Origin of the sequence: Anaerozeibacter quisquiliarum, from assembly GCF_051162045.1 — a bacterium.
GTDB classification, from domain to species: Bacteria; Bacillota; Clostridia; order Christensenellales; family Aristaeellaceae; genus Anaerozeibacter; species Anaerozeibacter quisquiliarum.
Map to the genome: position 1 here is coordinate 20,866 of NZ_JBISDI010000032.1, position 22,189 is coordinate 43,054.

At 63.6% G+C, this 22,189-nt stretch carries 18 protein-coding genes; 7 read left to right on the forward strand and 11 right to left on the reverse strand.

Annotation, left to right across the window (positions count from 1 at the left end):
• Nucleotides 1-34: 34 nt before the first annotated feature.
• The 4 genes from ACH6CV_RS13575 to ACH6CV_RS13590 form a co-directional block, all read right to left on the reverse strand.
• Nucleotides 35-826, reverse strand: a complete 792-nt coding sequence (locus ACH6CV_RS13575; RefSeq protein ID WP_456358744.1) for a hypothetical protein — start codon at nucleotides 824-826, stop codon at nucleotides 35-37.
• A gap of 66 nt (nucleotides 827-892) precedes the next feature.
• Nucleotides 893-1,717 (reverse strand): carbohydrate ABC transporter permease, encoded by an 825-nt coding sequence (locus ACH6CV_RS13580; protein ID WP_456358745.1) that lies wholly within the window; start codon nucleotides 1,715-1,717, stop codon nucleotides 893-895.
• The gene (locus ACH6CV_RS13585) at nucleotides 1,717-2,610 is read right to left on the reverse strand and encodes a carbohydrate ABC transporter permease (RefSeq protein WP_456358746.1); all 894 of its coding nucleotides are present in this window, start codon (nucleotides 2,608-2,610) and stop codon (nucleotides 1,717-1,719) included. The genes ACH6CV_RS13580 and ACH6CV_RS13585 overlap by 1 nt, the downstream gene beginning before the upstream one ends.
• Before the next feature lie 67 nt (nucleotides 2,611-2,677).
• Nucleotides 2,678-4,051, reverse strand: a complete 1,374-nt coding sequence (locus tag ACH6CV_RS13590) for an ABC transporter substrate-binding protein (RefSeq protein WP_456358747.1) — start codon at nucleotides 4,049-4,051, stop codon at nucleotides 2,678-2,680.
• Nucleotides 4,052-4,350: 299 nt separating this feature from the next.
• Between ACH6CV_RS13590 and ACH6CV_RS13595 the strand changes: the two genes are divergently transcribed.
• Genes ACH6CV_RS13595 through ACH6CV_RS13610 form a run of 4 tightly spaced genes read left to right on the forward strand, consistent with a single transcriptional unit; the run spans nucleotide 4,351 to nucleotide 8,672 of the window.
• Nucleotides 4,351-4,845, forward strand: coding sequence for a complex I 24 kDa subunit family protein (locus tag ACH6CV_RS13595; RefSeq protein ID WP_456358748.1), 495 nt, complete (start codon nucleotides 4,351-4,353; stop codon nucleotides 4,843-4,845).
• Nucleotides 4,826-6,700, forward strand: a complete 1,875-nt coding sequence (gene nuoF, locus ACH6CV_RS13600; protein WP_456358749.1) for an NADH-quinone oxidoreductase subunit NuoF — start codon at nucleotides 4,826-4,828, stop codon at nucleotides 6,698-6,700. Before ACH6CV_RS13595 ends, nuoF begins: the two co-directional genes overlap by 20 nt.
• A 14-nt stretch (nucleotides 6,701-6,714) precedes the next feature.
• Nucleotides 6,715-8,409: a [FeFe] hydrogenase, group A gene (locus ACH6CV_RS13605; RefSeq protein WP_456358750.1), complete on the forward strand. Its 1,695-nt coding sequence runs from the start codon at nucleotides 6,715-6,717 to the stop codon at nucleotides 8,407-8,409.
• Between the two features lie 2 nt (nucleotides 8,410-8,411).
• On the forward strand, nucleotides 8,412-8,672 hold the full coding sequence (locus ACH6CV_RS13610) for a (2Fe-2S) ferredoxin domain-containing protein (RefSeq protein WP_456358751.1): 261 nt from the start codon (nucleotides 8,412-8,414) through the stop codon (nucleotides 8,670-8,672).
• 85 nt (nucleotides 8,673-8,757) lie between these two features.
• On the opposite strand, the gene ACH6CV_RS13615 is transcribed toward ACH6CV_RS13610, so the two are convergent.
• Entirely contained in the window at nucleotides 8,758-9,759 is a 1,002-nt protein-coding gene (locus tag ACH6CV_RS13615; RefSeq protein WP_456358752.1) for a SpoIID/LytB domain-containing protein, read from the reverse strand.
• Nucleotides 9,760-9,908: 149 nt separating this feature from the next.
• On the opposite strand from ACH6CV_RS13615, the gene ACH6CV_RS13620 reads away from it, so the two are divergent.
• The gene (locus ACH6CV_RS13620) at nucleotides 9,909-10,574 is read left to right on the forward strand and encodes a DUF1614 domain-containing protein (protein ID WP_456358753.1); all 666 of its coding nucleotides are present in this window, start codon (nucleotides 9,909-9,911) and stop codon (nucleotides 10,572-10,574) included.
• Nucleotides 10,571-11,665, forward strand: coding sequence for a stage II sporulation protein P (gene spoIIP / locus ACH6CV_RS13625; RefSeq protein WP_456358754.1), 1,095 nt, complete (start codon nucleotides 10,571-10,573; stop codon nucleotides 11,663-11,665). Before ACH6CV_RS13620 ends, spoIIP begins: the two co-directional genes overlap by 4 nt.
• Nucleotides 11,666-11,744: 79 nt before the next feature.
• Here the strand turns inward: spoIIP and nifJ are convergent, their stop codons facing one another.
• From nifJ to ACH6CV_RS13655, 6 genes are all read right to left on the reverse strand, one after another.
• A complete protein-coding gene (nifJ, locus tag ACH6CV_RS13630) occupies nucleotides 11,745-15,239 on the reverse strand; it encodes a pyruvate:ferredoxin (flavodoxin) oxidoreductase (RefSeq protein WP_456358760.1) in 3,495 nt (1,164 codons plus the stop codon).
• A 469-nt stretch (nucleotides 15,240-15,708) separates the two neighbouring features.
• Nucleotides 15,709-16,698: a C40 family peptidase gene (locus ACH6CV_RS13635; protein ID WP_456358755.1), complete on the reverse strand. Its 990-nt coding sequence runs from the start codon at nucleotides 16,696-16,698 to the stop codon at nucleotides 15,709-15,711.
• 124 nt (nucleotides 16,699-16,822) lie between these two features.
• Complete coding sequence (locus ACH6CV_RS13640) at nucleotides 16,823-17,428, reverse strand: DUF4867 family protein (protein WP_456358756.1); 606 nt, start codon at nucleotides 17,426-17,428, stop codon at nucleotides 16,823-16,825.
• A 45-nt stretch (nucleotides 17,429-17,473) separates the two neighbouring features.
• Nucleotides 17,474-18,634 carry a tRNA uracil 4-sulfurtransferase ThiI gene (thiI, locus tag ACH6CV_RS13645; protein ID WP_456358757.1) on the reverse strand — a complete coding sequence of 387 codons (1,161 nt, stop codon included), beginning with the start codon at nucleotides 18,632-18,634 and terminating at the stop codon, nucleotides 17,474-17,476.
• Between the two features lies 1 nt (nucleotide 18,635).
• Nucleotides 18,636-19,775, reverse strand: a complete 1,140-nt coding sequence (locus ACH6CV_RS13650; RefSeq protein ID WP_456358761.1) for a cysteine desulfurase family protein — start codon at nucleotides 19,773-19,775, stop codon at nucleotides 18,636-18,638.
• Nucleotides 19,772-20,323 carry a hypothetical protein gene (locus ACH6CV_RS13655; protein ID WP_456358758.1) on the reverse strand — a complete coding sequence of 184 codons (552 nt, stop codon included), beginning with the start codon at nucleotides 20,321-20,323 and terminating at the stop codon, nucleotides 19,772-19,774. The genes ACH6CV_RS13650 and ACH6CV_RS13655 overlap by 4 nt, the downstream gene beginning before the upstream one ends.
• A 344-nt stretch (nucleotides 20,324-20,667) precedes the next feature.
• Between ACH6CV_RS13655 and ACH6CV_RS13660 the strand changes: the two genes are divergently transcribed.
• On the forward strand, nucleotides 20,668-22,047 hold the full coding sequence (locus tag ACH6CV_RS13660) for a hypothetical protein (RefSeq protein ID WP_456358759.1): 1,380 nt from the start codon (nucleotides 20,668-20,670) through the stop codon (nucleotides 22,045-22,047).
• The last annotated feature ends 142 nt before the right edge of the window (nucleotides 22,048-22,189 follow it).

Sequence of the window (22,189 nt, forward strand, 5' to 3'; positions counted from 1 at the left end):
CGGGGCGGGGCATGGCAGGGCGGGACCGATTGCGCTAGCAATCGCAATGGCAACAGCAGCCATGGCCATGTCGGCCGCAGCGGCATCCGCACGCTTCGCATGCTTCACTCTCTGCGAGCTCCTCGAGCCTGCGGCATTCGCGGTCCTCGCTCTCCTCGAGTTCGCGGCATTCGCGGTCTCCGTCAAGTTGCAAAATGGTCAGGCTGGCCAGCGTCTCGAGCGGCGAGTCGCCCACCAGGTTCAAGGCGTTCGAGGTGCGCACCTCCAGCCGCTCGTCGCGCACGGTCACCTCAAACATCGCCTGCACGAAGGTGGTGGCGGACGAGCCGGGCGCCTTGACCACGTTCACCACCGAGCCCGGGATGGTCCTGCCGCCAAGCGTCATGGCGATTTGCGTGCTCACCGTCGCGCCGGCCGGCAGCGTCAGCGCAAACGAGGCCAGGTAGATGCCCGGCCGGCGGATCTCGATCGCGCGGTTCTCGCGTTCGAACGCGCCCTCCGATTCGCGCACCACCGAGTCCAGCGGCAGCGCTTCGCCCGCGGCCGCCGTCAGCGTGCCCACCCGCGCGAAGAACCCGTAGCCCCTCCGATGCCTGCACGCCCGACGGCGGCAGCGCTCCAGCGCGCCCTCGGTGTCGGGACCGGGCGCGCAGGGCCCCCGGAAGATGACGTTGCGCATAGAGCGCGGCTGAAGGCAATGGTTACGGCAGGCGCAGTCGCAGGCCCGCGGCCCGGTGCACGGGGGATCGAACGCGCCCATGGTATCGTCCGAGCAGGGTCGGCAACGCTTGCGCGAACGACCCATCGAATTTATTACGTATGCCACAACAGATGCTCCTTTCCACAGGGATTCCGGGGCATACTATGCGGCCTGCTCAGGGGGCGTGACTTGCTATCCTTTCACCGCGCCGGCGGTCAATCCGGATATCAGGGATTTTTGTCCGATAATGAACAGCAGGATCGACGGCACCAAGATCATGATCGTGCCGGCCATGATCGGCCCGTAAGCGTTGGCATCGGCGTTTTGCAACATGCCGATGCCGATTTGCACCGTGCGCATCTCGACCGAGTTGGTCACGAGCAGCGGCCACAGATACTGGTTCCATACGCCCAGGAAAGTGTAGATGCCGAGCGAACCCAGCGAGGGTTTGGTCAGCGGCAGGCCGATGCGGATGAAAAACTGGAACGAGTTGCAGCCGTCGATGGTCGCCGATTCGTTGAGCTCCGAGGGCAGCGACAGAAACGCCTGCCGCATGTTGAACACGCAGAACGCGCTGGCCATGTAGGGCAGAATCAACGCGCCGAACTTGTCGATCTGGCTCAACTTCACCACGGTGAGGTAGTTGGCGATGATGATGGCCTGGCCGGGGATCATCATCGTGGCCAGCATCAGGAAGAACAGCTCCTTCTTCCCCTTGAAGTGCAAGATGCCGAACGCGTAGCCCGCGAGCGCGCCGGTAAACACCTGGGCCGCCGTGCAGGCGGTGGCCACGATCACGGAATTCAGGATAAAGCGGAATATCGGGGCCATCCGGAGCGCAGCCGTGTAGTTCGTCAGGTGAAGGGACGAGGGAATCAGCGCGGGCGGATAGTTAATCAGCTCGGCCTCGGTCATAAAGCTGGCGCCCAGCGCGTACAGAAGCGGCGAAAGAATGATCGCACCGATGATCAGATTGACCAGAAAGAACAGCCACTTAGCATATTTCTTCTCTATCATCAGTAGGTCACCTTCTTTTCCAGCTTGAATTGGATCAGCGTCAGGAGGAAGATCAAAATAAACAGAATGACCGATTGCGTGGCCGCCATATAGAAGCGCGAGTAGCGGAACGCCTCGAGGTAGATGTTGTACACGATGTTGGTCGTGAATTTCCCCGGTCCGCCCTGCGTCAACAGGTTGATCTGGGCGTAGGCCTGAAACGAGTTGATGATGTTCACGATCAGCAAGAAGAACAGCGTCGGCGAGATGCAGGGCAGGGTCACGTTCCAGTGTTTGCGGAAGAAACCCGCGCCCTCTATGGACGCCGCTTCATACAGCGAGTTGTCCACCGACTGCAACGCCGCGATCACGAAGATGAAATTGAGGCCCGTGTTCATCCAGACGGTCACGAACGACACGGAGCCCAGCGCGTACTTGACGCTGCGCAGCCATTTTATGTCGGCCTGCAAGAGATAGTTGAGGATGCCGAACGTGGGATGCATGATAAAAAGAAAAACGACCGAGATCGCGGCGGACGAAACGGCCAGAGGCATGGCGTATACGGTGCGGAAGAAGCCGCGCCCGACGAACTGCTCGTTGGCGATGATCCCGGTGATCAGGCCGATTAAGATCGAGCCGAGCACCGTGGCCAGCGCGAACTGGAAGGTAACGCCCAAAATCTGCTGGAAATCGGGGGACTTGAACGCGTCCACATAGTTTTGCAGCCCGACCCGCTCCACAACCGCGCCGTTGGCGTCGGTGACGGCAGTGCTCAGGTTGATGGTGTTCCCAAACGGAATGAACACGAACAGCGTCATGATAACCATGGCCGGAAGGATATACAGATAAGGCGTAATGGAGGCCCAGAACCCGCGGGGTTTGATTCCCTGCTGGGCGGCCGGTGCGCTTTTCACAATGCCTCACTCCTTATTTCGAAATGAAAAAGGAGCGCTCCCAGGGGGAGCGCCCCTTCGCGGATGATTATTCGCCGTAAGCCGTCTTGTTGTAGCTCTGGATCGCCGCGTTGCTCTTGGCGGCCAGGTTCGCCAAGGTGTCTTCGATGGACTGGGCGTCGTCCAGGTACAGGGAGGCTTCCTCCTGGAAAATCGCGCGCAGTTCCGGCATCACGCCCACGGACGCGCCCTGCGTCGCGTAGTTCGAGGGGCAGTCGTGCAGCTGGTTGATCGCCGTCAGGAAGCTCGGATTGGCCTTCAGGTATTCCTGGAATTCGGGCTGGTCGTACGCCGTCATGTTGGCGCAGAAGTAGCCGGTGTCCATGCTGAACTGAGCGGCCACGGGCGCGGAGGTGGCGTACTTGATGAACGTCCAGGCGTCATTGACGCGCTGCTCGTCATCCTGCTTGCACAGCCAGAGGTTCGCGCCGCCGATGATGACGCCGTTCTGCGTCTTGTCGAGCATGCTGGGCAGGTAGGCCGTGCCCAGTTCGAATTTGCCTTCGCTGCCCTTTTCGAGCACGCGCAGCTGCGCGGTGGACTCCAGGGTGATGGCGGTCTGACCGGCCAGGAAGCCGTCGCGGGAGGCGCCGTTGTCCGCACCATAGTTGTAGAGGATGCCCTCGTCCACCATCTGCTTCCAGTTTTCCAGGATCATCTGGCCCACGCCGTTTTGGTCAAACTCGATGGCGGTGGCATGGCCCGTGCGGCCGTTGTCGTTGTTGACGTAGTTCGAACCTGCGCCGGCCAGCATGTTCTCGAAGAACCAGCCGTAGATCGGCAGACCCATAGCGTAACGGGTGGTGCGGTTGCCTTCCTTGACGGTCAGCTTGTCGGCGATGGCCATGATTTCTTTGAAAGTGGTCGGGGGATTCTCGGGATCGAGGCCCGCCTCTTTGAATACGTCCTTGTTGAAGTACATGATCGGCGTGGAGGGGTTAAAGGGAATGCAGACCATCTTGCCGTCATAGGTATAATAGTTTCTCAGCGCCGGCTCGATGTTGTCGATCGAGATATAAGGCTCGGCATCCTTTTCCAGCATTTCCTGGAACGGGACCGTCCAGCCGGAATTTACGAGGAAGGTGGTGCCCAGCTCGAACATCTGGAACATGTCGGGGCCGGTACCGGCGGGCATGGCGGCCTTCAGCTTGGTCAAAGCGTCATCATACGCGCCCTGGAAAATGGCGGTAACCCATATGTCGTTCTGGGAGGCGTTGAAGCCGTCCACCACGCGCTGCACAGCTTCGCCGATCAGGCCGCCGAAGCAGTGCCAGAAAATCACTTCGCGCCGTCCTTCCGGAACCGGAACGGGCGTCGCTTCCGCGGCGAATGCGGGTGCCGCGAAGCTCAGGAACAGGGATACGATCAGCAATAGGGAGAGCAATTTGGATAAGACCTTCATGGGAGTCCTCCTTCGATCGCGACCCCTCGGTCGCTGTAATCAGGGGCAAAAAACCTGTGAAAAGCCCCATGTTTCTCAGTACACTTTTGCACAAAACCATCATCGAAGCAACCCCCTGGGTAACTTTTACAGGATAGAGACACGGTGTTTACAGTTTTGGAGCCAAAGAGTACATCTCACAAAATCAACACAGCCGAAAGGCAATCGTTCTTGACGGAACGATTCACGCTTGATAAAATACTAACGAACTGGGCGGCGCACGGTTCATCGTATGCCTTGAGTGTTAAGGAGGTTTACAGATGCAAGCGTTTGACTATAGCGCGGTGGACGAGATCCTTATGCGTCACGACGCCCGGGCGCAGGCGGTCATCGCCATCCTGCAGGACGTGCAGGAGCGCTACCACTATCTGCCCGAGCCGGTATTCCCCTACCTGGCCCGCCGGATGCGCGTCAGCGAGGCCAGCATCTACTCGGTGGCCACGTTCTATGAAAACTTCTCGCTGAAACCCAAGGGAAAATACGTGATTAAGGTGTGCGACGGCACGGCCTGCCATGTGCGCCGTTCGATCCCGATCCTCACGCGGCTGCGCGCCGATTTGAACCTTGCGGAGGGACAGGCCACCACCCGCGACCTGGGCTTTACCGTGGAGACGGTCAGCTGCCTGGGCGCGTGCGGACTTGCGCCCGTTATCACGGTAAACGACCGGGTTTACCCCGCGATGACGCCCGACAAGGCCAGCGCGCTGTTGAAAGAACTGAAGGAGGAACTGCTACATGCCGGCGAGGCTGAATGATCGGGATGCATTGATAAAGCTGCGCGAGCGCTGCGAGACCGCGTCGCACGCCGAGTCCCAAAAGATTTTGGTCTGCGCGGGCACGGGCTGCATCGCCAGCGGCTCGCTGATGGTATACGACCGGCTGAAGGCGCTGATGGAGGCGCGCGGCATCGCCTGCGCCGTGGAATTGGACGCCGAGCCGCACGAGCACGTGGGGCTCAAGAAGAGCGGCTGCCACGGATTCTGCGAGATGGGCGCGCTGGTGCGCATCGAGCCGCAGGGCTGGCTGTACACCAGGGTAAAGGCCGATGACTGCGAGGAGATCGTCGAGAAGACGATCGCGCGCGGCGAACACATCGAGCGGCTGGCCTACGCAAAAGGGGGCCAGGTGCGCAAGCGCCAGGACGAAATCCCGTTCTACGAGCGCCAAACCCGGCTGGTACTCGGTCACTGCGGCCACATCGACGCCAACTCGATCGAGGAGTACCTGGCCGCGGGCGGCTACCTGGCGCTGGAAAAGGCGCTGTTTGACATGGACAGGGACGGCATCATCCGGGAAATTACTGAATCCAACCTGCGCGGCCGGGGCGGCGGGGGCTTCCCGGCGGGCCGCAAGTGGCAGCAGGTGAAGCGCCAGGCGGAGCCCAAAAAATACGTGGTCTGCAACGGCGACGAGGGCGACCCGGGCGCGTTCATGGATCGCAGCATCATGGAAGGCGACCCGCACCGGCTGCTCGAGGGCATGATGATCGCAGCTTTTGCGGCGGGTTCCGACGAGGGCTACATCTACGTGCGCGCCGAATACCCGATGGCGGTGGAGCGGCTGCGCCTGGCAATCGCGCAGGCCGAGGCCTACGGCCTGCTGGGCGACGACATTTTGGGCAGCGGGTTCAACTTCCGCCTCAGCATCAACCGCGGCGCGGGCGCGTTCGTGTGCGGCGAGGGCAGCGCGCTCACCGCGTCGATCGAGGGCAAGCGCGGCATGCCGCGCGTGAAGCCGCCGCGCACCGTGGAACAGGGGCTGTTTGAAAAGCCCACCGTGCTCAACAATGTGGAGACCTTCGCCAACGTGCCGCTGATCCTTTCAAACGGCGCCCGGTGGTACCGCTCGATCGGCCCCGAGAACAGCCCCGGCACCAAGGCGTTCGCGCTGACCGGCAACATCGAGAACACCGGGCTGATCGAGGTGCCCATGGGCACCACGCTGCGCCAGGTGATCGAGGACGTGGGCGGCGGCATGCGGGACGGCGCGCGGTTCAAGGCCGTTCAAATCGGCGGCCCCTCGGGCGCGTGCCTCACCCAAGAGCATATGGACCTGCCGCTCGACTTCGACAGCCTGAAGAAGGTGGGCGCGATGATCGGCTCGGGCGGGCTGGTGGTCATGGACGAGCACACCTGCATGGTGGAAGTGGCGCGGTTCTTCATGAACTTCACGCAGAACGAGAGCTGCGGCAAGTGCGTGCCCTGCCGCGAGGGCACGCGGCGCATGCTGGAGATCCTTACGCGCATCGTGGCCGGTCAGGGTGAGGACGGAGACATCGAGCTGCTGCTGGAGCTGGCCGACACCATCTCGGCAACCGCCCTGTGCGGGCTCGGCAAGAGCGCGGCCTATCCGGTGGTGTCCACAATCCGCAGCTTCCGCGACGAATACGAGGCGCACATCGCGGACAAGCGCTGCCCGGCCGGGGTCTGTCAAAAGCTCAGGGTGATCGAGATCGACCCCGCAAAGTGCAAAGGCTGCGGCAAGTGCCAGCGCGCCTGCCCGGTCTCGGCGATCAGCGGCCGGATCAAGGAGCCGTTCGTTATCGATCAATCAAAGTGCGTCAAGTGCGGCGCGTGCGTTTCGAGCTGCCCGTTCGGGGCGATTGCGTGAGGGGGGATCATTCGATGGCAAATCAGGAATATATGGTCGTCGACGGCATACCGGTGCCGCTCGAGGGCGAGAAGAACGTGCTGGAGGTGATCCGCAAGGCGGGCATCAAGCTGCCCACGTTCTGCTACCACAGCGAGCTGTCGATCTACGGCGCGTGCCGCATGTGCATGGTGGAGGACGAGCGCGGCGCTCTTGAGGCCTCGTGCAGCGCCGTGCCCAAGCCCGGCATGAAGATTCGCACCAACACCGAGCGGCTGCGCCGCTACCGCAAGAACATCCTCGAATTGCTGCTGGCCAACCACTGCCGGGACTGCACCACCTGCCAGAACAACCTGAATTGCAAGTTGCAGGCGCTGGCGTCGCGGTTCGGGATCGATGGCGTGCGCTTCCCCAACGCCTCGCCCACGCCCGAGATCGACGCCTCGTCGCCCTCGATCACCCGCGATAGGAGCAAGTGCATCCTGTGCGGCGACTGCGTCAGGGTGTGCAACGAGGTGCAGCGCGTGGGTGCGATCGACTTCGCGCACCGCGGCAGCCGCATGACGATCAGCTGCGCGTTCGACAGGCCGATCGCCCAGAGCAATTGCGTGGGCTGCGGCCAGTGCGCCGCCGTGTGCCCCACGGGCGCGATCGTGCCGCGCAGCGACGTTTCAAAGGTCTGGGCGGACTTGGACGATCCGGACGCCAAGGTCACGGTTCAAATCGCGCCCGCCGTGCGCGTGGCGCTGGGCCGCGAGTTCGGCCTGGGCGAGGGCGAGAACGCCATCGGCATGATCGTGGCCGCGCTTCGGCGGATCGGCTTCGACGAGGTGTTTGACACCGCCGTGGGCGCGGACCTGACGGTGCTCGAGGAATCGCAGGAATTGCTGCGCCGGATCGAGCAGGGCGGCCCGCTTCCGCTGATGAGCAGCTGCTGCCCGGCCTGGGTGCGCTATGTGGAGCTGGAAGCGCCCGAGCTTCTGCCCCATTTGAGCACCTGCAAGAGCCCGATGCAGATGCTGGCGGCGGTCGTGAAGCGGCAGTACAGGGGCACGAGCCGCCGGTTGGTGCACGTGGCCGTGATGCCCTGCACCGCCAAGAAATTCGAGGCCGAGCGGCCTGAGTTCAGGGATGATCAGGGCGCGCCGGACGTAGACCACGTGATCACCACCCAGGAGTTGATCCGGATGATCCGCGAGTCGGGCATCGTGTTTTCCGAGCTCGAGGCCGAAGCCGTGGACGCGCCGTTCAGCACGGTGACCGGCGCGGGCGTGATCTTCGGCGTCACCGGCGGCGTGACCGAGGCGGTGCTTAGGCGGGTGTCGAACGACAAGTCGCTCTCGGCGCTCAGGGCCGTCGCCTACCAGAACGTGCGCGGTATGGACGGCATCAAGCAAACGCAAATCTCGCTGGGCGAGCGGCGGCTGAACATTGCGATCACCAGCGGCCTGGGCAGCGCCGCGCAGCTGATTGAGCGCATGAAGCAGGGCGAGCGCTTCGACTTCGTGGAAGTCATGGCCTGCCCGGGCGGCTGCGTGTCGGGCGCGGGCCAGCCCTACGTGCCCGCGGACGGGAAGGCGCAGCGCGGCCAGGGTCTGTACGCGGCCGACCGGCTGTCGAGCATCAAGCGCAGCGAGGAGAGCCCGCTGGCGATGGGGCTGTACAGCGGATTGCTCAAGGGCAGGGTGCATGAGCTGCTGCACGTGCACTACGGCAGCAAGGAGGAATAAACATGGTGGACGTATGCGTGTGCATCGGGACCAGCTGTCATCTGAAGGGCTCGTACAATGTGATCCAGACCTTCCAGCAGTTGATAGAGGAGCGGAAACTGCACGACCGCGTGAACATGAGACCGCAGTTCTGCATGAATCAGTGTCGGCGCGGCGTGTCGGTTCAGGTGGACGGCGAGGTATTTGGCGTCTCACCGGACGGAGCCAAAGGTTTTTTCGAAACGACCGTGCTGGCGCGGGTGACGACCGGATTGTCGCAATAGGGACGGTTCTTCCCGCGTGAGCGATGACAAAGGCCAGAGGGCTTTACCCTCTGGCCTTTGTCATCGCTCACGCGGGAAAGCTGCCTTAACTCCACAGATTCGCCACTTCGACGCCCTTGAAATAGTGCGTCACGATCTCATTGGCCTTTTGGCCCTGCTCCGCCATGCCGTACGCGCCCCATTGCGACATGCCTACGCCGTGACCGTAGCCCATGCCCTCAAACGTCACGGTATCCCCGGCCACCGTTACTCCGGTCAGCAGCATGCTCTTGAGCTTCTTGGCGTCCAGCGCCAACCGCAGCGCCGGGCCCGATACCTGCTTGCCGTTGACCGTCAGCGTCGCCGCGCGGCCCGACTTGCCACGCTCTCCGATCTCAATCGTCTTGACCGTGCCCGTACGCACCCCCGCGTCGGCACAGGCCTTGCCCACTTCCTCTGCCGTGAAGCTCGCCTTCCACTGCTTGACCGCGGTCGGAGCCTTGTCGCTCTCGGGTGAACGGACCGCCTGGGTGTAGCTCGGCTCGCCTTCCTTGTAGTCGAGGCCCGGCACCGCCAGCTCGGTCATGCCGCCCGCGTGCGCGTGGAACCAGGCGATCGGCAGTTCACCCGCGGCGCTGAGCACCTGGCCGCGCGTCCCCTGCACCGCCTTCTTGATGCGCTCGTTGACCTTGGCCGCGTCGTAGGCCTGCGCTTCCTTTATATCGGTCGAGATATCCGCGCCGCCGTAGGCCGACTGCTTGTCCTGGATAAACTTGAGCGCGTAGGTGCGCGCCAGGATCGCCTGTGCCTTGAGCGCCTCCATCGGCCAGTCGTTGCGCATCTCGCCCGCCAGCACGCCTTCGAGGTAGCGCTCGATGTCCATCTTGTCGTAGCTCTGCTGGTCTACGTCGTACACGACCAACTGCGGTACGCCATTGTCGAGCGACAGCTTGCTCGGGATCTTGGGCTTGACGCCCTGCGCGTCGGGGCTCTGGGTAGGCTCGGGCGCGCCCGAATCCGAACCGCCCCTCATACATCCGCCCAGTATCGCCACCGCCAGCAGCAGCGCGAGCGACAGGACCATCCATTTGAACAACATCCGTTTCATTATTTTCAACCTCCTGTTCTTCGCCTATTTTGGTCGCAAGCGCGCACCGGTATGTAGCGCCGAGCTTGGTCGATTCTCCCATCACGGTCAGAATCAAAACGCGGGATATCGATTTGTGCTTAAGGACATGCTAGTCGCGAGGTGATTTTATGTCTATAGGACTGATTTTACTCGTCGTGGTGGCCATCCTGATCCTGTTCGGGCTGGCGCAGCGCGTGCTCGACCGGCTGAGGCTGACCGACCGGCAGGCGCTGCTGTTCGTGGGCCTGATCTTCGTGGGCGGCTTGATCGGCGACATCCCGCTCGGGCCCATGCTGTCGATCAACCTGGGCGGAGCGGTGATCCCGCTGATCCTGTGCGTCTATCTGCTGGTCAAGGCGGGCACGGCCTGGGAGAAATGGCGCGCCGTACTGGCGGCGGTGATTACCGGCGTAGCGGTGTGGCTGCTCGGACGCTACTTCCCCAACGAGCCGGAAGCCATGCCGTTTGACATCAACTACCTGTACGGGCTGGCGGGCGGCGTCATCGCCTACGTGTTCGGCCGGTCGCGCCGGGGCGCGTTCATCGCGGGCACGCTGGGCGTGATGCTGGCCGACATTGCGCAGGCGATCATCAACTGGTCGCAGGGCGTGGGGCAGCGGCTGCTGCTGGGCGGCGCGGGCGCGATGGACGCCATCGTGATCTCGGGGCTCTTGGCGGTGCTGCTGGCCGAACTCGTGGGCGAATTGATCGAACGCGCCGCGCGAGGCAGCGAAAAGCCCGATGACCGCAAGTTTGAAAAGGGCGAGTTCGTGCGGAAGGAGCGGCGCAAATGAGGAAGTATATTTGGCTGTTTTTCGCGCTGCTGCTCTGCCTGCCGACCGCGGTGAGCGCCGAGGCGTATGATGAAATGGACGATCAGGTCTACGCCCTCTATGACACGAACGGCGTCTACCTGACCAGCCGTGCCGGGCGGGTCTACGTGGACGACGAGTACATCGCGTCCGACGACAAGCTGTACCGCGTGCGGACGGTAGACGACGCGGCGCTGACCGCCCAGGCCGAATACCTGGGCTACGAGCCGGAAAACGACCAGGCCGCGTTCGCGCTGATCGGCGCCGCGCGCGCCGAAGCCAAGAAACTGGTCTCCATGTATTCGACGCACTCCGACGAGAGCTACGTGCCCTCGGACGGTACTTCATCGAAAACCCAGGGCGCGGGCATCTACGACGTGGGCGACGCGCTCAAGAAGAACCTCGAAGCCAAAGGTATCGAGGTTAAGTACAGCAAGGACACCTTCCTGCCCCACGACGCGGGCGCGTACCGACGCTCGCGCTCGGCTGCCGAGGACCTGGTGAAAGAGCGGCCGGCCGCGCTGCTCGACCTGCACCGCGACGGCATCCCCAACGCCAAGGAATACAAGGAACAGCTGGGCGGCGAGGACATCAGCAAGATGCGGCTGCTGGTCGGGCGCAGCAACCCCAACGCCAACGCCAACCGGGCGTTCGCGAAGCAGATCAAGAAGACCGCCGACAAGAAGTACCCGGGCCTGGTCAAGGACATCTTCATCGGCAAGGGCAATTACAACCAGGAGCTATACCCCAAGGCGCTGTTGCTGGAGTTTGGCACCCATACCACCAACAAGAAGGAAGCGATCAAGGCGACCGAATACGCGGCCAACGTGCTGGACGACGTGCTGTTCGGCGCCACGGCCCAGGCGGCGCCCACAAAGGCCGCCGACAATCAGGCGGGCGGCTCCGGCATCGCCTGGGTGATCGGCCTGGCCGCCGCCGCCGCGATCGTCTACGCGCTGGTCGCCACCGGCTCGTTCAAGACCATGGGCCAGAAACTCAAGCGCGGCACCAGTGAGGTGACCGGCGGGCTGGTGGGCAAGAAGCCAAAGGACGAGGACAGGGATAAACTGTAGGCGGGAATTACCCGCAACGCGAAAGGGCTGCGGCGCCATGTCGGCGCCGCAGCCCTCGTTCTACCTTATGCGCTTATGCTTACTTCTCCGCCAGCTTCTTGTACTTGGCCAGGCGCTCTCCGGCTTCCTTCTCGGCCTCGGCGAAGAGATCGCCGGCGATGTCGGGGAACTGCCTGAGCAGCGTGGCGTAGCGGTTCTCGCTGCGGATGAAGTCCTGATAGGACTCGGTCGGATCCTTGCTGTCCACGGTCAGCGGATGCTCAAGGTCGGGGTTGTAGCGGTACAGCGGCCAGTAGCCGGCGGCGACCGCCCGCTTCGACTCGAGCTGCGTCTGGCCCATGTTGATGCCGTGGTTGATGCAGGGCGCGTAGGCGATAATCAGCGACGGGCCCTTGTAGGCCTCGGCCTCGGTGACCGCCTTTATCAGCTGGTTCATGTCCGCGCCCATCGCGACCTGCGCCACGTACACGTAGCCGTAGCTCATGGCCATCAGCCCCAGGTCCTTCTTGCGCGTGCGCTTGCCGGCCGCGGCAAACTTGGCCACCGCGCCGGTCGGCGACGACTTCGACGCCTGGCCGCCGGTGTTGGAGTACACCTCGGTGTCGAGCACCAGGACGTTGACGTCCTCGCCCTGCGCCAGCACGTGGTCGAGCCCGCCGTAGCCGATGTCGTAGGCCCAGCCGTCGCCGCCGATGATCCAGATCGACTTCTTGACCAGCAGGTCGCGCTCGGCGTACACCTTCTGGCACAGCGCGTCGCACTCGCAGCCGCAATCCTTGCAGCCCTCGACGGCGCCGATCAGCTTCTTCGCGGCGGCCTTCGATGCCGCGGCGTCGTCCATGCCGTCAAGCCACGCCTGGCACGCGGCCACGCCGTCCGGCCACTCGGCCCACTTCTCCGCGAGCGCGCGGACGTTCATCGCCAGCTGCGCGCGGCGCTGGCCCATCGCCAGGTTCATGCCGTAGCCGAACTCGGCGTTGTCCTCGAACAGGCTGTTCGCCCAAGCCGGGCCGTGGCCTTCGTCGTTCTTGGTGTAGGGGCAGGTCGGCGCCGAGCCGCCGTAGATCGACGAGCAGCCGGTCGCGTTGGCGATCATCATGCGCTCGCCGTAGAGCTGGGTGACCAGCTTGACGTAGGGCGTCTCGCCGCAGCCGGCGCACGCGCCCGAGAACTCGAACAGCGGCTTCTTGAACTGCGAACCCTTGACGGTCTTCACGTTGAGTTCGCCCTTGTACTCGGGCAGCGTCTGGGCGAAGGCCCAGTTCTCCTCCTGGTTCAGCTGGCTGGCAAGCGGCTTCATCAGCAGCGCCTTCTGCTTGGCCGGGCACACCTGCGCGCAGTTTCCGCAGCCGGTGCAGTCGAGCGGGCTGATCTGCACGCGGTACTTAAGACCGGCAAACTCCTTGCCGGCCGCAGGCTTCGTCTCAAAGCCCGCGGGCGCATCCTTGGCCTGATCTTCGGTCATCAGGTAGGGACGGATGACGGCGTGCGGGCACACCAGCGAGCAGAAGCCGCACTGAATGCAGTTGTCCTTCTGCCACTCGGGCACGTTGACCGCGATGCCGCGCTTCTCATACTTGGTGGTGCCGGTGGGCACGGTGCCGTCGGGCTGGAAGGCCGATACCGGCAGCTTGTCGCCCTCCTGCGAAAGGATCGGCAGCACGACATTGTCAAAGTACTCGTCGGCCTCTACCTTGACGGGTACGGCGCCGGTCGTGGCCTTGGCCCACTCGGCGGGCACCTTGATCTCGACGATGCCGGAAACCGCGGAATCGATCGCCTGCCAGTTTTTCTTGACGACCTCGTCGCCCTTCTTGCCATAGGCCTTCTTGGCGTAGTCCTTCATGTACTGGTCGGCCTTGGCGTAGGGGATGACGTCGGCCAGCTTGAAGAACGCCGCCTGCATGATCGTGTTGATGCGCCCGCCCATGCCCACTTCGTGCGCCAGCTTGATGGCGTCGATCGTGTAGAACCGGGCTTTCTTCGTGGCCAGCGCCTGCTTCATCGAAGCGGGCAGCCGCTCTTCCATCTCCTCTTTCGTCCAGGGGCTGTTGAGCAGGAACACGCCGCCGGGCTTGAGCGCCGCGAGCATGTCGTAGCGGGTGACATAGGCCGGGTTGTGGCAGGCGACGAAGTCGGCCGAGTCGATCAGGTAGGTCGACTGGATCGGCTTCTTGCCGAAGCGCAGGTGGCTGACCGTGATGCCGCCCGATTTCTTGGAATCGTAGCTGAAGTAGGCCTGCGCGTACATGTTGGTGTGGTCGCCGATGATCTTGATCGAGTTCTTGTTCGCGCCCACGGTGCCGTCGGAACCCAGGCCGTAGAACATGCAGCTCTTGGTGCCCTCGGGGGCCACGTCGAGCGTCTTGCCCAGCGGCAGGCTGGTCTTCGTGACATCGTCCACGATGCCCACGGTGAAGTGGTTCTTGGGCGCGGCCTTCTTGAGGTTGTCGTAGACCGCCTTGACCATCGTGGGGTTGAATTCCTTGGAGCCGAGGCCGTAGCGGCCGCCCACCACCTGGATGTCATGGATGCCGGCCTCGCGCAGCGCGGTGCACACGTCCTCGTACAGCGGCTCGCCCAGGGAGCCGGCTTCCTTGGTGCGGTCGAGCACGGCGATCTTCTTGCAGGTCTCGGGGATCGCTTTGATGAAATGCTTGGCCGAGAACGGACGGTAGAGGCGCACCTTAATCAAGCCGACCTTCTCGCCCTGGCCGGCGAGGTAGGCGATGGTTTCCTCGATCGCTTCGCAGCCCGAGCCCATCGCGATGATTACCTGCTCGGCGTCCTTCGCGCCCACGTAGTCGAACAGCTTGTACTTGCGGCCGGTGAGCTTGCCCACCTGCCCCATGATGTCCTCGACGATGCCCGGCACCGCGTCGTAGTATTTGTTGGCGGCTTCGCGGCCCTGGAAGTAGATATCGGGGTTCTGCGCGGTGCCGCGCTGCAGCGGACGCTCGGGGTTGAGTCCACCCAGGCGGAACGCCTTGATCGCGTCCCAGTCGACGAGCTTCTCGATCTCCTCGTAGTCGATGCCGTCGATCTTCTGCACCTCGTGGCTGGTGCGGAAGCCGTCGAAGAAGTGCAGGAAGGGCACCTTCGCTTTTAGCGTGGCCAGGTGCGAAACCAGCGCCATGTCCATCGCTTCCTGAACCGAGTTGGAAGAAAGCATCGCAAAGCCGGTCTGGCGGCAGGCCATGACGTCGGAATGGTCGCCGAAGATCGACAGCGCGTGGTAGGCCAGCGAGCGCGCCGACACGTGGAACACGCAGGGCAGCAGCTCGCCCGCGATCTTGTACATGTTGGGAATCATGAGCAGCAGGCCCTGGGACGCGGTGAAGGTGGTGGTCAGCGCGCCCGCGGTCAGCGAACCGTGCACGGCGCCCGCCGCACCGGCCTCGGACTGCATCTCGGCCACGCGCACTTGCTGGCCAAACAGGTTCTTGCGGCCGTTTGCGCCCCACTCGTCCACGAACTCCGCCATCGGAGAAGAAGGCGTGATGGGGTAAATCGCAGCCACGTCACTGAATGCGTACGCAACGTGGCTGGCAGCGGTATTGCCGTCAATGGTCATCTTGGTGCTCAATGGAAGGCCTCCTTTAGCTTATCTGTTTGTCGAACCGCGGGTGCGCACAAATGCGCGCGGTCGAATGAACCACAACACCTTCATTATAAGAAACGGCGGCGGCAAAGTCAAGATAACAACCTGCCACCGCCGCATGTTCAGGTGATGTTCACGTTATTTTTTGTCGGGCCATGTTGACGCGCTTGGGTTTCGCCGCCGCGCCGTCCTCCGTCGCGGCGGTTGACACCGCATGCGGCGCCATGCCACGCCATGAACGCGGAGGCATGACGAATGTCCGCAGGGGAGAAGCTGCTTTCGCGCGCCTTGACACTGGCGGGCGGCATGCGATTTGGTGAGTTCGAGAAGACCCTGGGCGTTATGGGTATCGCATGAAAACCCCTCGCAGCGGCAGCGGTCGCTTTACCTGGTCAATGGGCAAAGACGAGCGGGCGGAATCCTCCGCCCGCCTTGTTCATCGTCAGAACACCCGCCGCCCCCACGAAAAATTGTCGCTGTAGTAGCCGCTGATGTCGCTCACCACCACGCGGCCCTTGCCGCTGGAGGCGTGCACGAACTGATCCTTGCCCATGTAGATGCCCACGTGGTCGGAGCGGTCGGAATCGGCGACGGTGTCAAAGCATACGATGTCGCCGCGCTTGAGCCACTTGCGCTCGACCTTCTGGCCCGCGTTGTAACCCACCTCCTGCGCCGAATGCGGCAGCGACACGCCCACCTTCTTGTAGGCGTAGGCGGTCAGCCCCGAACAGTCGAAGGTGTCGGGCCCGGTAGAGCCGAACACGTAGCGCTTGCCCAGCTGCGCCATGGCCGCCGAGATCACCGTGCCTGCCTTTGCGTCGTTCGCCGGGCGCTCCGCGTCGCTCTGCCGCGCGGGCGCGGGGGCTTTGTCGGCTGCGGGCCGGGCCGGCGCGGGGGCCTTGGCCGGCTGCGCCTCGAACGCGCTCTTGAGCACATAGCCCACCTGTCCGCCGCGCTCGACCTTGTAGAAGTCGCCTTCGGCGCCCAGGATGCGGAACGCGGTGCCCTTGCGCACCCCGACCTTCCTGGCCGAGCCATTGGGCTGTCGGTAGGCCCACGCTCGGCGGGCCGTGCTGCGCGTCGTTTGGGCGGCGGCCTTGGGCGCGGGTTTTACCTTCTCCTGCCCCTTGCCCTTCTGCTTAACCTTCGCCGCATCGCCCTTGACCAATTTGAGGCCCGATTTCAGGGTGTAGCCGGTCTTGCCCGCGCAGCGAACCTTGGCCACCTTGCCCGACGCGCCGATGACGACGACCTCGTCGCCCTTTGACAGCGTGGCCACCACCTTGGCCTTGGCCTTGGGTTTGGCGCGCACCTCGAGCGAGGCGACTTTTACCACCGCCCGCTGGCCTGCCGCAGAAGCGGCGCTCGTGAACAGCGTGAGCGCCAGCGCCAGCAGCGCCAGCACGCGAATCAACCCTTTTCTCGTCTGCATGAAACAATCCTCCGTCTGTCCCTGGATTGGACATCGGGAGGATTATAGCACAAATGTCAAAATTATGCAATAGCCAGAAACTATTTCGTAACATCAGGACGAGAAGGGGGCGTACCCCCTATCGCTAAGCCGTCAGATTTTCGCCGCGCAGTCCCACATGCGCGCCGGCAATGCCCGCTTCGGGGTGGGCGATCAGCCACTTGTTGACGTGGGTGAGCAGCGCGTCCTCGCCCCGGCCGGTGGTCGCAAAGGGCAGCGGGTGGTTGGTGCCGCGCGGCAGCACGATCGCGCAGCGGAAACCGTCGCCGACGGGCGCGTAGTGCAGCGTGGTGGCGTACAGCTCGACCGCGGTGCCCGCGCTCACGCGGAAGGCCTCGACCTTCGCGGTGTCGTAGGTGTAGCCGTCCTCGATGTCCTGCTGGCGGCCCAGGAGCAAAATCAGCTCGGTCGCGGCGATGTCGAACTCGCTGTCGCGGTGATACTCGAGCGCGTTCAGCGCGTGGTTGGTGCCGTTGCAGTAGCCCAGCTGGATCGGCATGCCGCCGTAGGCCACGTTGGTCAGCGCCTTGAATACATCAAGCGCCTCGAGCGCCGGGGCCGACGGCTCGTAGACCACGCCCTCGGGGCAGGGGGTGTCCATCAGCGCGCCGACCAGCAAGCGTGTATCGATGCCCTCCACGACCCTGCCGTAGGGACGGAACGCCGGATCGAATACCGATAATACCTTCATGATCGATTCCTCCATTTCGTAATGATGTTTGGCACAGCATCCCGTTCATGCGTTTGGCGTATCCCAGCTGCGAAACTGTTCCACGCCGGTGATCGCGCGCTCAATCAGCGCCTCGCCGTCGAGCATCGCCTCGGCCCGCGCCAAGGCGTCGAGCTTGGGCTTGGTGGACGGGTGGCGGGGCGTGAACACCGTACAGCAGTCCTCGTAGGGCAGGATCGAAGTCTCGTAGGTGCCGATGCGGGTGGCAATCTGTGTGATTTCCAGCTTGTCCAGCCCGATCAGCGGCCGGAACACCGGCAGGCCCGCCACCTCGTCGGTGGCGGCAAGCGCCTCCATCGTCTGGCTGGCCACCTGCCCCAGGCTCTCGCCGGTGACCAGCGCCTGGCAGCCGTGCGCGCGGGCGATGCGCTCCGCGATGCGCATCATGTAGCGGCGCATCAGCACCGTAGAAAGCTCGTCCGGGCATTTCTCGTGGATCTCCATCTGAATCTCGGTGAACGGCACCACGTGCGTGAGCACCCCCTGGCCGTACTCGCCCAAGATCTTCGCCAAATCGAGCACCTTCTGCTTGGCGCGCTCGCTGGTGTAGGGGAACGAGTAGAAGTGCACCGCCTGCATCTGCACGCCGCGCCGCATGATCTGGTACCCCGCCACCGGGCTGTCGATGCCGCCCGACAGCAGCAGCATGGCCTTGCCGCCGGTGCCCATCGGCATGCCGCCCGCGGCGGGCAACTCGGTGACGTACAGGTAGGCGTGATCGCGGATCTCGACGTGCAGCTTGTGCTGGGGCTTGTGCAAATCCACCGAGAGGTTGGGGTTATCCTCGAGCACTCTCCCCCCGATCTCGCGCTCGATCTGCATGCTGTCCATGGGGAAGCGCTTGTCGCTGCGGCGCGCGAGCACCTTAAACGTGCCTGACAGCTGCCGCATCATTTCCACGGCCTGGCTTGCGACGGCCTCAAAATCCTTATCCATCTCGTAGGCCGGACTGACCGAATGCACCCCGAACACCCGGCAGACTCTTCGGGCGCAGGCATCCATGTCCTCGACGTCGCCGACGTAGATGCGCGAGTCGCTCAGCCACACGCGCGCGCCCATCGGCTCGACCGCGCGCCGGATGTTGTCAACCAGTTTCTTCAAAAAATACGGGCGGTTCAGCCCCTTCAAGTGGACCTCGCCAAACCGCACCAGCAACACCCTAAGCATCTTACTTCCTCCTGAATCGCGCAAGCGCACGGTGCAACCCGCACGCCTTTTTAACGGCAAAGTCGATCTCGTCCTCGGTCGTGTGCGGGCACAGGCTGAACCTGAGCGCACACTCGGCCACATTCGGCGCAATGCCCATAGAGGTCAGCACCGGGCTCAGCTTGCGCTTCCTCGACGAGCAGGCCGAGCCGGTCGAACAGTAAATCCCCTCGCCCTCGAGCGCGTGCAGCATCACCTCGCCGCGCACCCCCATCAGGCTGACATTCAGGATGTGCGCGGCCCCCAGCTCAGGCGCGGGCCCGTTCACGATCACATCCGCAATCCCCGCGCGCAGCCCCTCCAGCAACCGCAGCTTGAGCGTCCTCATGCGCGCTCCGGCGTCCGGCGGCATATACTCGATCGCGGCGTTCAGCCCGGCTATGCCCGGCGTGTTCTCGGTTCCCGAGCGCAGCGCCTGCTCCTGACCGCCGCCGACCAGCAGCGGCTTTAACTTCACACCCGCGCGCGCGTACAGCGCGCCCACGCCTTTGGGGCCGTTCAGCTTGTGCGCGCTCAGCGTGTACAGATCGACGAGCCGCCCGTCAAAGGGCTCGCGCAGGAAGCCCTGCACCCCGTCGACGTGGATCAACGCCTCGGGCGCGCACATGCGCACCCGCGAGCACACTCGCGCGATGTCCAGAATCGCGCCGGTCTCGTTGTTGACCTGCATGCAGCTGACCAGCGCCGGCGGGTCATGAAGCGCCTCTTCCAGCTGATCCCAGTCGAGCTGCCCCTCGCGGTCTACCTTCAGCACGGTCAGAGCGTGCCCCTCGGCCGCGAGCGCCTCGAACGCGGCCAGCACCGATGGGTGCTCGGCGGCGGTCGTAATCAGATGCTGAGCCCCGCGCATGGCGCGCACCGCGCCCAAGATGCCCAAGTTGTTGGACTCGGTGCCGCCCGAGGTGAAGACCACCCGCCCTCCCTGCTCGTGCAGCGCCTTAAGGATGCGCGCACGGCAGGCGGACAGCGCGCGCTCGGCCTCGAGCGCGGGCGCGTAAAGCGAGGAGGGGTTGAAATACCCTCCCCGCATGGACTCGTTCATCGCCGCGATGACGGGCTCGGTCGGCCGCGTGGTCGCGCTGTTGTCAAGGTAGGCTCTCATCCCTGCCACACGCTGTGGCCCATGTAGCGCGGCCCATTCGTCAGCTCCGCCATCTCACCCGACAGTTCGACGATCATCAGGTGCTTGACGGCGTTCTTGGTGAAGAAGTAGAAATACAGGTGGGCGTCGCGGTTGAGGAACCAGTTGTGCTTCTTGACGTCGGGCATCGACAGGTAGCGCCCAAATGCCGCGCCGTTCACCGGGCCCGCCGCCGTCACGTCCTTCATGTTCAGCGAGGTCAGGTAGCGGCGCTTCCTGTTGTTCAGCACCTGCGCCACGTCCAGGATACCGTTGGTGAAGGTGTACTCGTACTCCGAGCGCAGCTCGTCCTTGTAGCGCCACAGCAGGAACCCCATGCCGCCGAACAGGATCAGCGTCACCAGCGGGATCGGATGAAAGGAGCCCTCAAACACCATCGACAGCACGCCTTGCAGCGTGACCAGCGCCAGCAGAGCGCTCACGATCATCGCGGCAAAGCATAACATGTACAGCACGTCGTACAGCGTGCGGCTGCGCCTGACCGCCACCTCTTCCTTGAAATTGTCCATGCGCGTCCTCCCGTCTCGTTCTCGTAGGGAAATGCTGATCCATTCGGGCGGCGACTGGCGAGGGGATTTTTCGTCCGATCGTCCCTTATGAAACCGCAGGCGCAGCAGCGCTGCGTCAAGGTCCCGGAAGGGATGAGCGGGCGGAAAAGCACCTGCCAGAAGGCGTCAGAATGGGTCGGCGCTTCCTTATATTATAACAGATTGGGTGCGGTTGTCGAGGCGTAATTGTGACAAAACGTGCCGGGCTTCTGTGAATTTCCGGCAAATGCGCTGTCCCGGCAGGAATTCCGGGGGATGTTCTGGAATTTAATACAGGTTCATCTTGTACGAGGGGAGGCGTCCGCATGAAGTGCGCGGCCTGCAAGACCGAAAACCCGGGGCGCGGTGAGTTCTGCGTCCGTTGCGGCGCGCCGCTCGCACCCGCCCCCCGCGCGCCGCGCACGCCCGCGATGGCGCTCATGCATGGCGCGATGTGGACGGTGTTTGTGCTGATCTCGATCGTCGTGTTCGGGCTGATCTTCTACCGCGCCTACTTCTGGATCGATGCGTGGCGCATGGAGCACTTCTACGAGCGCGACGGGCGTACGGCGCCCGACGTCGAGCAGGTGCAGTTGGACGGTAACCTGGCCGGGCACGCGATCACCTTCTACGGCAAGGACGGCGACGCGGTGTTCATCAAGGAACTGCGCCAGTCCTACGAGATCATCGGGCACCTGGCCCGCATCGAGATTCCCGACAGCCATTGGTTCGGCCCCCACCCCGAGGAGACCGAGGCCGCGGTGGTGACGCTGACGCCCATCCTGTACACCGAGGGCGGCGGCCAGCAGCCGCTGCCGCCGCTGACGCTGACCGTGGATACGCCCGAATCGCCGCTCGAGCTGATTAACCCGCCCAAGGCGTTCGAACAGGTGAACACCTCGATGTATCCGCTGAAGATCAAGGTAGCGCCCCGCTCGACCGTGCTGGTGGGCGGCGTGGATCAGACCGACGCGGCCACCCACGAGGGCATCCTGGAGTGCTATGTGAAGACATACCCGGTGGGCGACAACGTCATCTCGCTGCTGGTGTCCACGCCCAGCCACAAGCAGACGCGCATGGACATCAACCTGTACCGCGCGCCCCAGGAGATCAACCTGGAGCCCAGCCTGAACCAGGAGAAGAAGTCCAGCCGGCCCAACATCAAGGTCTCGGGCAAGATGACAAGGGGCGCGTACCTCACGGTGGACACGCCGTACGTGGAGGACTCGATCGTCGTGAAGGACAACGTCGATCAGGAGGGCAATGTCGAATTCGAGTTCGTCGCGAAGCTCGACCTGGTAGGCGATAATACGGTGACCTTCCGCGCATCCCAGGAGGGCAAGCAGGACTCGTCGGTATCGCTCAACATCTACTACGTGCCCACGCTCGACGCCTACTCGCGCTCGGCCTGGAAGATGGACTACAAGGCGCTCAGCCTGTACTACGAGATATGGATAGGCCGCCGGTTCCTGTGCGACGGGGTGGTGACCGAAGTCTCGGTCGAAGGCGACGAGCAGACGGTTGTCATGGACGTGAACCGCGAAGGTGTCGGCGAGCCGCAGTACGTGATCCTGTTAAACCGCTCCCCGGTCGGCACGCCCGAGGTCGGCCAGCGCTACCACGCCTACGCCGACGTGACCGGCAACCAGTTCTACAACAACCAGTACTGCCCCAAATTGACGTGCCGCTATATGATCGCGCGCTGACGCGCGGCGCGGGGACTCGAAATCTTTCCGGCCTCCCGGTCGCTTGCCCGCTTCGCGGGCGACCGGGAGGCCGGAAATCTTTCGAGTCCGATTGGTTACGGGGGAACGGGGCCGCCTTCCTGAATTTCCTGCGGGAAATTCC

Bases quoted from the DNA above. Each gene is read 5' to 3' on its own strand.
- ACH6CV_RS13580 (WP_456358745.1), bottom strand. From the start codon at position 1,717: ATGATAGAGAAGAAATATGCTAAGTGGCTGTTCTTTCTGGTCAATCTG.
- ACH6CV_RS13590 (WP_456358747.1), bottom strand. From the start codon at position 4,051: ATGAAGGTCTTATCCAAATTGCTCTCCCTATTGCTGATCGTATCCCTG.
- ACH6CV_RS13595 (WP_456358748.1), top strand. From the start codon at position 4,351: ATGCAAGCGTTTGACTATAGCGCGGTGGACGAGATCCTTATGCGTCAC.
- nuoF (WP_456358749.1), top strand. From the start codon at position 4,826: ATGCCGGCGAGGCTGAATGATCGGGATGCATTGATAAAGCTGCGCGAG.
- ACH6CV_RS13605 (WP_456358750.1), top strand. From the start codon at position 6,715: ATGGCAAATCAGGAATATATGGTCGTCGACGGCATACCGGTGCCGCTC.
- ACH6CV_RS13610 (WP_456358751.1), top strand. From the start codon at position 8,412: ATGGTGGACGTATGCGTGTGCATCGGGACCAGCTGTCATCTGAAGGGC.
- ACH6CV_RS13615 (WP_456358752.1), bottom strand. From the start codon at position 9,759: ATGAAACGGATGTTGTTCAAATGGATGGTCCTGTCGCTCGCGCTGCTG.
- ACH6CV_RS13620 (WP_456358753.1), top strand. From the start codon at position 9,909: ATGTCTATAGGACTGATTTTACTCGTCGTGGTGGCCATCCTGATCCTG.
- spoIIP (WP_456358754.1), top strand. From the start codon at position 10,571: ATGAGGAAGTATATTTGGCTGTTTTTCGCGCTGCTGCTCTGCCTGCCG.
- nifJ (WP_456358760.1), bottom strand. From the start codon at position 15,239: ATGACCATTGACGGCAATACCGCTGCCAGCCACGTTGCGTACGCATTC.
- ACH6CV_RS13635 (WP_456358755.1), bottom strand. From the start codon at position 16,698: ATGCAGACGAGAAAAGGGTTGATTCGCGTGCTGGCGCTGCTGGCGCTG.
- ACH6CV_RS13640 (WP_456358756.1), bottom strand. From the start codon at position 17,428: ATGAAGGTATTATCGGTATTCGATCCGGCGTTCCGTCCCTACGGCAGG.
- thiI (WP_456358757.1), bottom strand. From the start codon at position 18,634: ATGCTTAGGGTGTTGCTGGTGCGGTTTGGCGAGGTCCACTTGAAGGGG.
- ACH6CV_RS13650 (WP_456358761.1), bottom strand. From the start codon at position 19,775: ATGAGAGCCTACCTTGACAACAGCGCGACCACGCGGCCGACCGAGCCC.
- ACH6CV_RS13655 (WP_456358758.1), bottom strand. From the start codon at position 20,323: ATGGACAATTTCAAGGAAGAGGTGGCGGTCAGGCGCAGCCGCACGCTG.
- ACH6CV_RS13660 (WP_456358759.1), top strand. From the start codon at position 20,668: ATGAAGTGCGCGGCCTGCAAGACCGAAAACCCGGGGCGCGGTGAGTTC.